This is a genomic window from Anaerocolumna sp. AGMB13025 (genome assembly GCF_029689925.1).
Classification (GTDB): Bacteria; Bacillota; Clostridia; order Lachnospirales; family Lachnospiraceae; genus Anaerocolumna.
In genome coordinates, this window is record NZ_CP121445.1 from 5,251,857 (window position 1) to 5,268,219 (window position 16,363).

The 16,363-nt window shown below is 38.4% G+C and carries 9 protein-coding genes; 2 read left to right on the forward strand and 7 right to left on the reverse strand.

Annotated features, from left to right (window positions below; translation table 11 throughout):
- Positions 1-730 precede the first annotated feature (730 nt).
- Positions 731-2,455 (reverse strand): methyl-accepting chemotaxis protein, encoded by a 1,725-nt coding sequence (locus tag QA584_RS21765; RefSeq protein ID WP_278271207.1) that lies wholly within the window; start codon positions 2,453-2,455, stop codon positions 731-733.
- Positions 2,456-2,839: 384 nt separating this feature from the next.
- Between QA584_RS21765 and QA584_RS21770 the strand changes: the two genes are divergently transcribed.
- Positions 2,840-4,774 (forward strand): multicopper oxidase family protein, encoded by a 1,935-nt coding sequence (locus QA584_RS21770; protein WP_278271208.1) that lies wholly within the window; start codon positions 2,840-2,842, stop codon positions 4,772-4,774.
- Positions 4,775-4,951: 177 nt separating this feature from the next.
- On the opposite strand, the gene QA584_RS21775 is transcribed toward QA584_RS21770, so the two are convergent.
- The gene (locus tag QA584_RS21775; RefSeq protein WP_278271209.1) at positions 4,952-6,676 is read right to left on the reverse strand and encodes a methyl-accepting chemotaxis protein; all 1,725 of its coding nucleotides are present in this window, start codon (positions 6,674-6,676) and stop codon (positions 4,952-4,954) included.
- A gap of 503 nt (positions 6,677-7,179) precedes the next feature.
- On the opposite strand from QA584_RS21775, the gene QA584_RS21780 reads away from it, so the two are divergent.
- Positions 7,180-8,124 carry a YihY/virulence factor BrkB family protein gene (locus tag QA584_RS21780; RefSeq protein WP_278271210.1) on the forward strand — a complete coding sequence of 315 codons (945 nt, stop codon included), beginning with the start codon at positions 7,180-7,182 and terminating at the stop codon, positions 8,122-8,124.
- 12 nt (positions 8,125-8,136) lie between these two features.
- Here the strand turns inward: QA584_RS21780 and QA584_RS21785 are convergent, their stop codons facing one another.
- The 5 genes from QA584_RS21785 to QA584_RS21805 form a co-directional block, all read right to left on the reverse strand.
- Positions 8,137-10,656 (reverse strand): SpoIID/LytB domain-containing protein, encoded by a 2,520-nt coding sequence (locus tag QA584_RS21785; RefSeq protein ID WP_278271211.1) that lies wholly within the window; start codon positions 10,654-10,656, stop codon positions 8,137-8,139.
- 370 nt (positions 10,657-11,026) lie between these two features.
- Positions 11,027-12,589 carry a DUF4340 domain-containing protein gene (locus QA584_RS21790; RefSeq protein WP_278271212.1) on the reverse strand — a complete coding sequence of 521 codons (1,563 nt, stop codon included), beginning with the start codon at positions 12,587-12,589 and terminating at the stop codon, positions 11,027-11,029.
- Positions 12,589-14,169, reverse strand: coding sequence for a GldG family protein (locus QA584_RS21795; protein WP_278275220.1), 1,581 nt, complete (start codon positions 14,167-14,169; stop codon positions 12,589-12,591). Before QA584_RS21795 ends, QA584_RS21790 begins: the two co-directional genes overlap by 1 nt.
- A gap of 27 nt (positions 14,170-14,196) precedes the next feature.
- Positions 14,197-15,060, reverse strand: coding sequence for an ABC transporter permease (locus QA584_RS21800; protein WP_278271213.1), 864 nt, complete (start codon positions 15,058-15,060; stop codon positions 14,197-14,199).
- Positions 15,061-15,062: 2 nt separating this feature from the next.
- Positions 15,063-16,127 carry an ABC transporter ATP-binding protein gene (locus QA584_RS21805; RefSeq protein ID WP_278271214.1) on the reverse strand — a complete coding sequence of 355 codons (1,065 nt, stop codon included), beginning with the start codon at positions 16,125-16,127 and terminating at the stop codon, positions 15,063-15,065.
- Positions 16,128-16,363: the final 236 nt, after the last annotated feature.

A 16,363-nucleotide genomic window follows, 5' to 3' on the forward strand; every position in this document is an offset into this window, starting at 1 on the left:
TAAGATTTGATTATCCTCTTATTACATAAGCTCTTTAAGTCAGCGTAACGTGCCTAAACGTCATCTCCTACTAAGGTTCAAAGATGAGGCTCCGGTGGGAATATCAATAATTATCTGAACTTAAGGAAGCTTTCAGCCGGTGACTTCCTCTCTCTGATAGAAAATAATTATCTGGTATGCATGATGCATTGCACCTTCACAGCCTTTGTCGTATATGACTCATTGTAGCATAATTTTTTTTCTTGTCAAGGGTTTACTTTTTTTTGTTTTGACGTAGATTTGTTTAAAGGGGCGGCAGTATTCTGGTATGCTTGTAATTGTTTGGTAGGGAAAGAACCCTCATGACACTAGAAACTCGGGTGAGCTGCTTATAGCAGCGCAACTCACCCGAGTTTAAGTGTCATGAGGAACCTTCCCGATACCAAACAATTACAAGCATACCAGAATACTGCCTTAGTCTTTGGGTTAAACTTGTCTTGGTTTTGTTTTTGTCTTTTGGGTTTGTTTTAGTCTTTTGTTTTTTCTTTTGGTCTATAATGTCTCCATTACAATGAACACATTATTGAGTAGTGACCTATTTTCAGACATCCTACTAAATGATTTTAGTTATGGATACTTAAATCTTTAGGTTTATCTATATTTTTAGCTTCTTTATGCTTATCTTTATATAAATCTTCAGATTTGACTAAGTCTTTGGCTTTAACTTTGGCTATGTGATAAGCTTTGCACTCTATATTTTAAATTTAGAGATTTCTTCTTTTAGTTCACCGGCCATGGAAGATAATTTACCGGATGCACTTGAAATTTGTTCCATGGAGGTTAGTTGTTCTTCGCTGGAGGCGGATATTTCTTCGGAACTTGCGGCTGCTTCTTCTGCTACTGCGGCCATGTCCTGAGTCTGTATTGAGATTTCTTTTGTGGCCGTATCTATTTTTTTGATTAAGCCAGCGGAGGTCTTGGTTTTTCCTACAATATCTTCCACGGTTTCTTTGATTTTTCCAAACATGTCTTTTGTTAGATTTACTGCTTTCTCTTGTTCTGAAACAATTTCTTTTACTTTATCCATATTTTCTTTCGCTACTTTGTTCTTGGCAACGGTATTGTTGATTATTTCTGTGATTTCATTTACTGCGGCTGATGAACCTTCTGCAAGCTTTTTGATTTCTTCGGCAACCACTGCAAAGCCTTTGCCGGCTTCTCCTGCCCTTGCGGCTTCGATTGCCGCATTTAAGGCTAGAAGGTTTGTCTGGGAAGCTATTTCATTGATTACTCCGGTTATGGTATTTACCTTTAGCATTAATTCACTTAATTCTTGGATCGAAGCTCCGACTTGCGCGGTAACGTTAAGATTGTCCTGCATTTTTAGGAGATTTAAGTCCACAGCTTTTTGACCCTGGGCTACGATATCTAAGGATTGTTCTGCATTGTCCGCATTGGTGATGATTGCTTTGTTGACTTCCGCAATTCTTCCAGATATTTCTTTCATAGTGGAATTGGTTTTGGTAACCATCTCAGCCTGGGTGCCGTTGCCTTCTGCAATTTCGCTAATAGCATTTACTACCTGATTGATGGTTTTCGTACTTTCATCGGTTGAATCAAATAATTCCTGGGAATTCACCGCCAGATCACCGGATACGGCAGTTATTTTAACAGCTATGCTTCTTAAGGCTTTCCTCATATCGAAAACAGAGTCCACAATGGCGCCTATTTCCCCTTTATATTTCATAAGTGCTTCAAAGTCAGGATCATAGACAAGGTCTAAATCAGAGGTTTTTTTAATAAAGGATACAACTCCAGTTATCGGTTTCGTAATGGAATTTGTTATTAGTATCCCTAATATGATGCTTAGCAATGTTATACTTACAATAAGAATGGACAAAAACACGATTGCCTCCCTGGCGGAGGTATTATTCTTAAGATAGATCGTATCTGCTTCTCTTATGTTATAGTCCACTAAAGTTCCGATGCTTTTCTGCAGGTTCGCAAAAGCCGTTTCTCCGGTCTGCTGATATACGTTTAGTGCTTCTATTGTTCTACCGTTGCCGGTATAATCTCTTAATTTTTTAAAAACGGATTCCCAGGCTGCATATTTTTGTGTAAACTCTCCCATCTGGGTTACCTCATAGGCATCCAGATTGGTGTTTTTATATGCCTCCAGGTTCTTATTTAAAGTTTCCAGCCTTGCGTCTATATCGGCATTGGTTTTTTTCTGGGAGGCTGCATCTGTTAAGATCATCAGCTTTTGTATATTGGAAAAATTAGCGCTTATCTGTGTACTTGCGTCACTGAGCAGTTCAATGGTTATAAGATTATCCTTGTAGATATTGGTTAATGCTTCCTGGGATTGTTTCGTATACTTGTAGCCAATTAACCCAATCACAAAGGTGCACCCCACCATAAAAGTAACTAAAATGACCAGCTTAATTCGAATCTTTAGTTTGTTTAACACGTTCATAATTATATACTCCTTTTGTTTTTTTGAGCCTTTTGAGAGTATTTTTTATGCAAAAAGAAGTAATCGCACCTTGCATAAAAAAACTGCAGCTTATGCCACAGTTTATAAATTGCTATTCAACCCGGCCCACAACTGTAATAGTGCAATATCACTTGGTTCATGGCAAACATAAGAAGTTCATCGAAATATGTCCGGGTTTTTTGTGCGATTCTTATGCTTAATGCATTGATTCATATCATTTTTATCGACATAAACAACAAATTGTTTACATATAATCTACCACTTTTTAGTTAATTTGTCAATACAATGCAAATTTTTTCCTGTAACTTTGCACCATAAAACGACATATTATGTTATATCAAATGACAAAGAGAGGAGAATATTATGTGGCAATTACATTTTAAAACAGCCGCCCATTATTACGCAGCAAAAGCAGCCGGATTCATAAAGAAAACAGAAAAAATCAAAGTAAAAAACAGTGAGACAATATCAAAACTTAATCCGGCTGTTGTTCCGAAATTTAAAAATCAGTTAGTAAAACCCCCAGTCTATGCGCCTTATATCGTGACGGACAAAACCAAGGGGAATAAAGAGGACTATGATTTTGGGAAAAAAAAGAGGCATATATACCAAATCGATATTCGTGAATTCAAACAACAGATACTTCCGGAGGGTTTCCCCCTCACTACCGTATGGGGTTACGGAGGACTTATTAAAGATCCCGACAAAGGATATACCAGGTATTCTATCAGTTATCCCGGTGCTACCTTTGAAGCACGGCAAAACATCCCGGTTACTGTAAAGTGGAACAACTGTTTAAAAAATCCCAGTCTTTTTGCAGTTGATCCAACCCTTCATTGGGCAAATCCCAATGATATGCCTATGGATCCTCCAAAGCCCTGGCCTTTATTTCCTCCGGGATTTAAAGAGGCCGGACAGCCGGTTCCTACCGTAACTCACCTGCATGGCGGAGAAGTATCCTCCATTTATGACGGACACCCGGAAGCCTGGTATACGGCGAATGGTAAAACCGGCAGCAAATATGTAACGGATTGGTATACTTATCCAAACAGTCAGGAGGCTGCTGCCCTTTGGTACCACGACCATGCATTAGGGGTAACCAGGCTCAATGTCTATGCTGGGCTTTCCGGTTTTTATCTGCTTCGTACCTGTAGAAGAAAACAAAATTGCACCCCATCAAATAACAGATATATACTACCCCATGGCAGTTATGAAATACCGATTGTTATACAAGACCGCTCATTTTCAGAGGATGGCTCCTTATTATTTAATCAGGAAGGAGATAATAGCGAAGTGCATCCTTACTGGATGCCGGAATTCTTTGGAGATACCATTGTGGTAAATGGCAAGGTATGGCCAAACCTTAATGTTAAGCTCTGTCAATACCGTTTTCGCCTATTAAATGGTTCTAATGCACGATTTTATAATCTAAAATTAACGGAAGGTTTAAAAATGGTTCAAATCGGCAGTGACGGTGGTTTCCTCCCTCACCCTGTAGTACTGGATTCCTTATTGCTGGCACCCGCTGAAAGAGCGGATGTTCTGATTGATTTTTCACCTCTTAAGCCCGGTACTAAGGTACTTTTACTCAATGACGCAAATGCACCATATCCAGGCGGTACGGCTCCAGATCCTGAAACCACCGGGCAAATCATGCAGTTTAGTGTACCCCAAAACGTTCCTGCTCCTGAGAAACCATCTGAATTACCAGCTTGTTTAAACAAAATACCTGTCCTGATACCGGATTCACCAAAAAGAATTCTTACGTTATATGAGGTAGGGGGACCTAATGGACCTTTAGAAGTTCTTTTGGACGGTCAAACATGGAGTGCACCTATCACGGAGGTTCCTTTAACCGGCTCCACAGAAGAATGGGAAATCGTCAACCTGACCCAGGATACACATCCTATCCACCTGCACCTGATACAGTTCCAGTTATTAGACCGGCAATTTATGGATACTGGCAGTTATGCAAATAAATGGCTTAACGAGAACGGTACACCTCCCCTTGACCATCCAACCCGTATTGTAGAAATCGCTCCTTATCTGTGTGGTAAACCCTTACCTCCCGATCCTAATGAAACAGGCTGGAAGGATACCATTCGTATGAATCCCGGTCAGGTTACCCGAATCCTTGTGCGTTTTGCTCCTCAGGATGTTCCTGCCAAAGATTCAAGACCAGGACTGAACCTATTTCCTTTTGATCCGTCTTATGGACCCGGTTATGTCTGGCACTGCCATATTCTGGATCATGAAGACAATGAAATGATGCGTCCTTACAAGGTAAGAAGAAAATGAAATAAGCCATGGGGCGATTTACGAAGCGGATAAAGCCTTCAAAAAGATAATTAAAGTGGTACGGTTTTATGTAAAGGTATCTTAATCTTCTCTATAAAAATGGACGCATTGCATCACTAATTTTTTATTTTAGTTATGCAATACGCCCTTTATGTAAGTTTATGAAGATGTTCTTAATTAAATGTGGAATTTGCTGATTTCACTTTTTAATTCAACTGCCATCTCTGATAATGCAGCAGATGCTTTGGATATTAATTCCATGGAAGCTAACTGTTCTTCACTGGAAGCGGATATTTCTTCCGAACTTGCCGCTGCTTCTTGTGCAACGGCTGCCATATCCTGGGTCTGATATGCAATTTCTCTGGAGGAAGTATCAATCTTATTAATGACTGTTGCCAAAGCTTTTGTTTTATTTGCAATATCGTCTACCGATTCTTGAATTTTGCTAAACACCTCTTTGGTAACCTTAACGGCACTTTCCTGTTCTGTTACGATTTCCTTAACTTTATTCATATTTTCTTCTGCTACTTTATTTTTGGCAACCGTGTCACTTATAATATCTGTTATTTCTTTTACCGCTGTAGAGGAACCCTCCGCAAGTTTTCTTATCTCCTCCGCAACTACTGCAAAACCTTTACCGGCTTCACCCGCTCTTGCTGCTTCGATTGCCGCATTTAAAGCAAGGAGATTCGTCTGGGAGGCAATTTCATTAATTAGTCCGGTAATATTATTTACTTTAAGCATCAACTCACTTAATTCGCGGATCGATTCCCCTACTTCCTTTGTAACGGCAATATTATCCTGCATTCTAAGAATGGTAAGATCAACAGCCTGTTGTCCTTCTGATACTATTGCCAGAGAATGTCCGGCATTGTCTGCATTGGTTTCAATGGCTTTATTTACCTCATCGATACTGGCGGATATATCTTTCATGGCGGCACTTGTTTTCGTTACCATTTCAGCCTGTGTACCATTCCCTTCCGCAATTTCATTAATGGCATTAGCCACCTGGTTGATGGTTTTGGTACTGCTGTCGGTAGACTCGGATAACTCCGCGGAATTGGATGCCAGCTCCGTCGAGACAGCAATAATCGTTTCTGCCACATTTCTTAAGGCATTCCTCATTTCAAATACCGAACGAACAATCGCACCGATTTCTCCTCTATATTTCAACATTGTTTCAAAAGATGCATCATTAACAAGATCCAGATCGGACGTCTTTTTTATAAGTGTCACCGCTTTTGCGACTGGATTTGTAATGGATATGGCAATCATTACACCTAATATGATAGAAATAACGGTTATGCTTACTATTAAAACGGATAAAAATATGAGGGCTTCCCTGTTTGAAGCATTATTTTCCTGATAGATAGTATCTGCTTCTGTAATTGCATAGTCTACCATGTCCCTGATACTAGTCTGCAGATCCTCAAAGACTGCTTCACCTTTTTGTTCATAGATGCCAATGGCCTCTTCGGTTTTTCCGGAGCCTGCCAAATCTCTAATATTTTGAAAAATCAAGTTCCAATCCGCCATCTTTTTATTTATTAGTTCCATTTGCTTTATTTCATAATCATCCTGATCGGTCTTTTGGAATTCTTCAAAATCCTTTTTAATATTATTATTTCTTTTATCAATATCTGCATTGGTTTCATCCTTACTGGCAGAATCCGTTATTAACATCAGTTTCTGTGCATTGGCATAATTCGCTCTTGCCTGAGTTCTTGCATCGCTGAGTAGTTCTACCGTGATTAGATTTTGCCGGTAAAGATTTGTAAGCGCTACATGGGAATTATTCGTATACGTATAACCGACTACCCCGATCAAAAAGGTGCATCCTACCATAAAAACTAATAAAATAATCAATTTGGTCCGAATTCTGAGCTTATTCAATACATTCATAACACTTTTACTCCTCTGTTTTTTATTTTTTCCTAATGCACTTATTACACTAACACTCATGCATATCGCAAGCTGGCTTGCGATACTGCCCAAATAAGAAGTGTGAAATGTTTTATTTCACACTAGTTCTATAGGATTAGTAGAATCCACAAATAAAAAACTGCAGCTACCTATGCCGCAGTTAATAAAAGTACTGTTCAACTTTTCAACCCGGCCCCTAAAAGATTTAGTGTCCTTACCGTTGAACTATTATGCAAATCTGTCTCGCCCCCAATTTCGACAATTTTCGCTAATTTATTCAATATAAAATTATCATCTTTTAAAAACCCTGTCAATAGGAAGCTTAAAATTAAATCTTTATAAAATCCAACACATTCCTGCTAAATAATGGTATAATTATGTAGAGTAAACTTATTTTTAGACTAAGGTTATCGTTGATTACATATACTAAAATATAATCACGATATTACACTTTTTAGATGGAATATCAGACGAGGTATATTATGCATATTGCTATTTCAATTTTCAGAATAATTCGGGCCTTCAATAGAAAAGTAGCGGATGATTTCATTTCGGCATTTTCAGCTCAGGCAGCTTTTTTTGTAATGATTTCTTTTTTCCCTTTTATTATGCTGCTGCTGACCCTGCTCCAATATCTGCCGATTAGGGAAAGTGTGCTTATGACTACATTAACACAGATTTTTCCCAGTAGTATCACTTCCTTAATAATCACCATCATATCTGAAATATATGATAAAGCCTCCGGCACCATAATCTCTATTACTGCCATCTCGGCTCTTTGGTCGGCTTCCAGGGGAATCGTGGCAATTATAAAAGGACTTAATTCAGTCTATGCCATACGGGAAACCAGAAGTTACTTTAAACTTCGTTTCCTTTCTTCTGTCTATACTTTTATATTTGCCCTTATGATGATTGTAACCCTGGTTATATTGGTATTCGGCAACCGGCTGTATGTCTGGATTGAAAGCAGAATCCCCATTCTAAAGGATCTCGCCCTTCTAATCATTAGTATTCGTACCATTGCCGGTTTGTTCATACTTACGGTTTTCTTTTTACTGCTATATGTAGTGATTCCAAACCGTACCACAAAAGTTTATAAAGAGCTGCCCGGTGCTTTGGTATCTGCTGCCGGATGGATGGGCTTCTCCTATTTATATTCATTTTATATTGATAATATGAGTAATTATTCCAGAATGTACGGAAGTCTTACCGCCATTGTCCTGTTTATGTTATGGTTTTATTTCTGTATGTACATTATGTTCATCGGTGGTGAGATTAATGTGGTATTATCCTCCGGTGATTTGGTTTATTATCTTAAGTATCTCTTCAAACATAGGAAAGAGTATAAATATAATAGAAAATTATCAGCAGAACGGGTCCATATATTGGAGGACCCGCCGGAAACTTCTGATAATTGTAAAAAATAGAACTTATAGCTACTAATAAATAAATCCGATCTCTACATCCGTATAATAATGTTTAATAATTTCTTCATAATCTTTGCCAGAATCTGCCATTGCTTTTACTCCATTCTGGCTCATACCTACACCATGTCCGTATCCCCCGCCATGGAAGGTGATACTCTTGCCTGATTTATCTATTATAAAGAATGCACTTGGCAGCATGCTTAAATCGGATACGGTACTGTCATCCTGCCTTATCACTTTATCGTAAAGCGGAGCTAATAGAGTCCTGATATTATATTCGGACTGAACCTTTACGGTACAATCGGAGCCGACTAATATAACAGCAGATAAGATTCCGCTTTTTTCCCGTTTGCTGACCAGGATATCCTTAAGGGTACCTATGGTATCTACCGGCTTGCTTTCATACCTCGGATTATCATTTACTTTACCTCCTACCAGAGTCTGTATCAAATCCGGATTCGCCTGATACCGGCTTGCCAGATTCTTATCTATGGACTTCTTTAAATTCTCTTTTGATATAGTCACCTTCCACCGGTACCAGGCAAATTTGCTGTCATAAGTATCGTCCGGCGCTTTTAAGATAAAATCTCTGAACTTATCTTCTGTGGAAAGATTACTGCTTGAAGGTGAAACCGTAGATGCATAAACCGCTTCCCCATTCACGACATCATAGGTAGTCTGTAGTTTTCCAAGAAGATAATCCGCACTACTGCCTCCCCATACTTCATTTAAAGAAGCTGTATGACCGCAGGAGGTGGAGAAATAATAAGCCGTTACGACGGCATTCTGATATTCAATCACTTTACCGTAGGTATCCTTAACTGCAAGAATGGTTTTCTCATTTTCAGGTATGTTGTTATAGACCTGATAACTGACGCTGTCATCTACATGTGCGCCGAATTCGCTGTAACCATTGGCAAATAGCTGATTGTAGGCATAACTTCTGGCACATATCGCCTGAACCTTCAAGGCTTCCAGACCATAGATTGAGGGCATTTCACTAGGAATAACTGCATACAGGTATTCTTCAATGGGCAGCTCGTTTATAATAATCAACCCCTCCTTCCCAGAGGAAATCTCTATAGCTCCCCGGTAAGCAGGATTACCACTTGCCCGATTGATAGATAGCAGCTTTATCTTGCCGCTTTCTGATTTTGTCTGAAATCTGAGTCTGCCTTTCTTTAACAGCTTGTTATCCAGTTTAACCGTTACTTTTTGACCAGCCTTATAGGTTTTTACCGTATCTCCGGCTTTTAGGGTAAATTCTTTATCTGAAGTCAGCATAACCTCATTATGATAAATATCTGCATAATTATCTGTCTTAATCAAGACCCTGATATCTTTTGCTTTAATGGTTTCCTTAATCAATGCTGCTACGATTTTTCCGTCTGCTACTACAAAATCCGTAGCTTCATAACCAACTAATATGCTGTTGGTAACTTCCATGGATAACTCACCATAAATCTTATATATCTTATAATAATCATCCAGATTTACTTTACCGTAGCCTTCTATTTCAATATATTTCTGATTGGCAACTAGGACTTTTCCACCTATTTTGTCAGGCTTGATACTGATTTTAGTAATTTCTCCATCTTCTACAACCAGATCACCAATCTGACCTTTAATATCTTTGGACAACTTATATCTGGTTTTAAAATCCCTGGTAATATCATTTAAAAAAGCAGTTACGGTACTGCCTTCTCCTGACGTAATATAAACATTATGTAATGTTGTTTCTTCCTTTTTCACAGCTTTTACATATACTAGGTTTGAGCCGCTGACCATGGCAACAATTTTGCGGTCTATATAATTCTTTAATAAAAATTGATTATCCTGAACAAAGGTCTGTCCGTCTGATGGCTTTTTCTGCTCCTCCTCCACTTCTGTGGATTGATCGTCCTTTGTTTCCTCCGCCTGATTCCCTTCTGTCCCTGTATTGTTAAGATTAAGGGCTCCCTGTTGATACAAACTGTCATAACTGGTTACATTCTGATATTGATACGTTCCCTGGTCCGTAATCATAGTTGTTTCTGAATCCGGATCCGAATCCTTTGGCTTTCCGATTACAAACATGGTTTTTTCTGTCACCGGTACACTGTCTTTTGGCAGGACTAAAAGAATGCTTTCATACAGGTTTAAATACTCTTCTGCTAACACTTCCTGGTTATCTTCTCCGTCTTTTAGGTCAAAGGCGAGTTTATTTATAACCTCCGGTTCATTAATATCAAGTTCATGGCAAACTAAATCCAGAATACTTCTACATTCTTTAAAACTTAAAAAGGCTTCCTCTGCTTTGTCTTCCGGTTTTGTCATACCAACAGCTTCTAACAGTGCCTCTTCCCCTATTCCAAGAAAACCAGTCAGCCTAAGAGCTTCCGATACTGTCATTAGATTCCCGTTTCGAAGAACCGTTTCCTGACCTTCTTTCTCTGACCCCTTGTCCTGATTTAACTGATTATATATGTTTTTAGCAAATATAATGATAAGTATACAGATACAGATACCCATCAACCACAATTTTCTTTTCATATTATCCTCTATTCTAGCGCACGCTCTTTGCGCATACCAAGTTTGTGGTGCACAAGCTATCCCCCATCTATATGCTTTTAGCACACAAGCAAATCAGGATGTTGAAAAAACTGCTCTTGTTATTTCAACCTATCCCCCATTGCATGCCACATCTGTATATTCCAGGGGCTATTGTAAGCTTAACGTTTGCGTCGGCTCCTTTTAATTTTTACTGCTTGTATTACAATTATATACGTGGTATTTAAGAATATGTCAACAAAATTAATTAGTTAATATTTACCACTGGACAGCCAAAACAGCGGGTTTACGTAAAAAAAGAACCTGTTTAACATAAAGCTCAACAGGTTCTTTTTTGTAGGAGATAAACTGCTTATTTTTTACCGGTGAATGTCTCCAGTTCTTTTGCTATATCATTAACTACTCTCATATCCGTCAGGAAATATTCATTGCCACCTGAATTAACCACATAATAACTGTCATCATAAGGTTTATAAGAAATATCAATAGTACCTCCGTCATTGAGGTAATATTTTAAGGTCATATAAGGAGTCTGGTCTGCGTTACTGCTAAAATATTCTGCAGGTATATCACGTTCTGTAACCGGTGATATTATCTTCTGGTACAACCCTTTAAAAGCATCTTCATCTGATTTGGTGCCGTTAAAGTAGTAATTTGTGGTTTCTTTATCGTCACCGGACTGGGATTCATCTGAGGTTGCGGGGACCTTTTCCGTAGTTATAGTATAGGTTTTACCTCCTACATTAATATCTACCTGATGAATGGAATCCAGATTGACCAGATTAATATAGTGGTCGACGTTACTGTAGGCGTCAATGTTTATCATCTTTTCCACCATATCAGAACTCATAGTATTAACTGCTTTGGAATCCTTAGATTTTACATAGTAATCACCCTCGGGAGTCTTTGAGCCAATCAGGAGATCTAAACTATAATTAATCCTGGTTTTCTCTGTTTCCTTTTGATCTGCCGTATTACCATCATTCGTATTATTATCACTGGTATTACCTTCACTGGTACTGTTATCTCCATCTTTGGCAGAATCCTTCGTGTATTCTTCATAGTACTGCAGGGTAACCGTTGCTGCCGGGTTATCCAGACCGTACTTGCTTAAATCCGCTGCATTATAGTCTGCACAGGAGGTATAGGTAAGCGCTGAATAGTTTGCCAATAATGTATTAACTGCATCCGCATCTGCCGGAAGAGGCTTCTTATAAGGCTGTCTCATTGTCCATTTGGTCAGACCGGCAAAGTCGGCGGCTTTATTTGCATCAAATAAAATTTCAAAGCCAGGCTTATCTTTATTTTCCACCATCAGATGAGTAATATTAGCCGCCGTGATTGCAGGTATGGATTCCACTGCCGTCATTTGGGTTACCGTATAGTTAAAACTATTATAAAATCCTGCCGTTACAATATTTACTTTCTTTTCACCGTTTAGCACTGCATAATAGCCGCCGGCTACGGGTGCTTCACTGCCAAGTGCAATACTGGTTTCTTTACCATCTTTGTCGGTTACGGTTACGGATACCACTGGTTTGTCAAGACCAAAAGCAGATAAATCCTCTATGCCTTCCGTTATGGTCCTCGAACTGGTCAAATCGGTAAAGGCTTTCGCCATATTTTCTGCATTCGTCTGATTTAAGGGAAAAGCTTCATCTTCGGAATTCTTCCAGGTCTTATCATCACCTTTTACCAGTGTCATCTCACCATCTGCATTTTTAAAATGGATGGTTGTAATTGAGTCTGCGTTAACATTGGCTATGGTTGTAGTCTCAGCAGTAGAGTCTTCACTTTTCGTGGCCGCCTTTTTGTCATTATATTTAATCAGCCAAAAACAGGCTCCAAGTAAAGCAATCATAACAATCAGCAATATGATAAGTGTGAAGCTTTTCTTTTTCTTACCGCCTGCCATTATTTTTTCCTCCTTCTAATGCAGATAAATCCGCCAAATGCAAGTACAAATACCGGAATTATTACAACGATAAGGATTGCCCAGAAATTAACCTGTGCTGCGTTCATGGTCAGATACTGCTGGGTTACACTTCTGGTACGTATCGCAAGGCTGCTTTGTTGATCTGATAAAAAGTTAATGGAATTTAACATTAAATCCAGGTTACCGATGGAGGGATAAGACATCATCTGTTCATCAAGCATTAAAGTAGAACCAAGTACCACTATTTTAGATTCGACATTATTAAATTTTTCTGTAATAGCAACACCAAGATTAAAGGGTCCGCTAATATCCCCGTCCTGCTTTTCAACGGTATTTGACTGTACATCAATTTTAGAATACGCACTGTCAGAAGTAGTAAGGAGAGGATCGATCTGGGTGGTGCTTCTCTTGGTATCCAGTGTCTGTATACCGATTGCAGAAGGAACTACAACGGAGGCATTCTTGGATATAATGCCAGAGGTGATATCATGGCTCTTAACACTTGGCACCAGGTTATTCACATATTGTCCCATATAAAAGCCCTGTTCGCTTTCTAGTACAATACCTTTTACAAAACTGATTCCGTAATAGCTCATAAGGCTGTCAAAGTTAGTAAGATTTTCAGCCGCATAGTCTGCAAGAACAATAGCATCTCCGCCTTTTGCCAGATAATCCTTAATCATGGCTACTTCACCTTCGGTATAGTCTTTTTGCGGTCCGCCAATAAAAAGGACGGAACAGTCATCTGGGATACTCTTTACGGTTAAAGTAGCCAATGATTTGGTTGTTACATTTACTTTAGCCAAAGAAGAGGCAAGGGTAGTACCGATAGCAGTTTCCCCATGACCTTCCACGGTATACATAACCGGCAGATCCTTCGTGGTGACATATTGAAGAGCTGAGGTAATCTGACCTTCCACATCGATTCCGGTTACGTTGGTCTGATAAGTCTGATAATCAATCTCGGTTTGGTACATACTGCTGTTATCCACATATTTTGCTCTGTCATTGGAATTATTGACAACGATTACACTGTTATCATTCACTTTTTCATCCGTATATTTAGAGGCAAAGTTCGGATATAGTACCGGATCTTTATATTCCAGTTTGATTTTACCGGATAGAGCCGGGTATTTTTCTATGATTTCTTTAAAGGTCTTATCTTCCTTACCGGTTTGAACCATATAATATATGGTTATGTTATCTTTAATATCTTTTACATAATCTTTTGTAACATCGGTTAAGGTATACATCCCTTCTTTACTAATATCTACTTTAAGACCTAATTCTGTCACAATAATATTAACCACCAGAATCATTACAATAACAATAGCAGAAATTGCAGTTGCATAAGCACCGCCTCTAAATTTTCTGGAAGTAAAGGAGGCTTTGATTTTATCCCCCAGACTTACTTTATTCTCTGTTTCCTGGTCCGCTATTTCCTGTTCTGCTTCTTCCTGACCGAACTCGTTCTGGTCAAGATTTTCCTGATTGAAATTATCCAGGTTATCTGTATTCAGGTTATCCTGATTTAATTTATCCTGATTTTCATTTTTCATATCTTTCACCTTATCTCTCTCCCTTCCTTAGCTCCATCTGCGCTTCTTAATTGCCTGAACCGTTAAGAACTGGAACAGGAATGCTACACTGATAAAATAAACCGCGGAGGATAAATCTAGTACCCCCTGGGTATAATTATCAAATCTTGCAATTACGGAGAACCAATTAAATACTTTGGATACTAAACCGTCAAATAAGGTTGGTTTCAATAAATACACTGCGGTAAGTACAGCTTCCGCTGCAATTCCGATAATCAGGGATATGGTAAGGTTATGTGTCATAATATAAATAACCCAGCAGATTACAATGACGATAATGGTAAAGATAATCCAGGCTGACTTTTTATCTTTTGGCAGCAGATTCACAAGGCTGTCCATTAAAGCGGTAATCAGTATCACTACAAAGGATACCACGGCTGCTACTACCTGGCTTTCGGTAAGAGCAGAAATAAACAGACCAATCGCAATATAAGCCGCTCCTAATAAGGAAAACCCAAGTATGGAACCATAAGCTACTTTTAAGGACAGGGTTCCGAATTGTAATAGGATTAAAGGGTACAGGCATATAATTGCCATAACAGCTAAAAATACCGTTAATACAGCAAAAAACTTACCTGCAATAATTTTACCTACCGGTAATGGTGAGGTAAATAAAAGCTGATCTGTCTTCTGCTTTTTTTCCTCTGCCATAAGACGCATGGTCAATATAGGTACCAGTAAAATAAATATAAAAGATACTCCAGATAATACATACTCAAAATTCGCATAGAGCTGAATCATATTGTAAATTACATAATATATACCGATGATAACTAAAAAGAATGCGATAAACACATACCCGGTCATCGATGTAAAATAAGACTTTAATTCTTTCTTATAAATTGCCAGCATCTTTAATTTTCCTCCTCATTGTCATTTTCTTGATTCTGGGTATTCGCAGCTACGCCAGCCAAAGGAGTCTCTTCCTCTGGTTTTGCAGGCATGAATTTCTTTCTTACCCCTGCTTTGGCCTGTTTATTCTTACCCCTCGTCTGGGTTACTTCAAGGAAGATATCTTCCAGGGACATATTAGAGGACTGCATATTAAGAATCGGACATTTTGCATCGCATAAAGCATAAAATACTGCTTCACGGATATCACTGTCTTCATTGCAATATGCGGTTAATTTAATGGTTCCGTCTTGTGTTCTGGTTTCATATTCTATTTTAGTAATGTCTTCAATATCAGATAAGGCTTCATTAATCTTTTCCCTGGTTCCCTTAATTAATAGGTGTAATCCATTGGAACCGCCAATATGTTTGGATAGATTGTCCGGTGTATCGCTGACGATTAATTTACCTTTATTAATAATCATTACCGTATCACAAATCGCACTGACTTCCGATAAGATATGGGAACTTAGTATTATGGTATGTTCTTTGCTTAATTTCTTTATCAAATCTCTGATTTCAATAATCTGCATTGGGTCTAATCCTACGGTAGGCTCGTCTAATATTAGTACGTCCGGAAATCCTACCATGGCCTGAGCCAAACCAACTCTTTGTTTATAACCTTTGGATAATTGTTTGATCAGACGTTCCGATACGTCTGTAATTTTCGCCATACCCATAATTTTATGAATCATTTTACTTTTTTCTGATCGTTTGACCAGCTTAAGATCAGCTACGAAGTTTAAATATTCTCTGACAGTCATATCCTGGTATAAAGGCGGTAATTCCGGTAAATAGCCAATGCGTTTTTTTGCTTCCTCCGGCTCGTCAAAAATATCATGACCATCAATTACTACAGAACCTTCTGTGGCTGATATATAACCTGTAATAATATTCATAGTAGTGGACTTACCTGCCCCATTCGGTCCTAAAAAGCCAAGTATCTGACCCTTTTCGACCGTAAAACTCAAATTGTCTACTGCCAGGTGGTCCCCATACTTTTTGACTAAATTCTTAACTTCTATCAAGACTTTCTCCTCCTTATATAAACTTAACTCTATCAAATATATGGTACTCTTAGAATGCGAAAAATTTGTGAACAATTAAACAAAAATAAACTGTTCACAAATTTTTCACATTTTTACCAATTAAGTTGAAAGCTAATGATTCTTTTAAGTTAAAGTTAGAGTTTTTACACAAATAGTAATGTGATAAGTATGCTGTATACATAAACCTCCCGTTTCCCATTTCTTAAGTTTTTTTA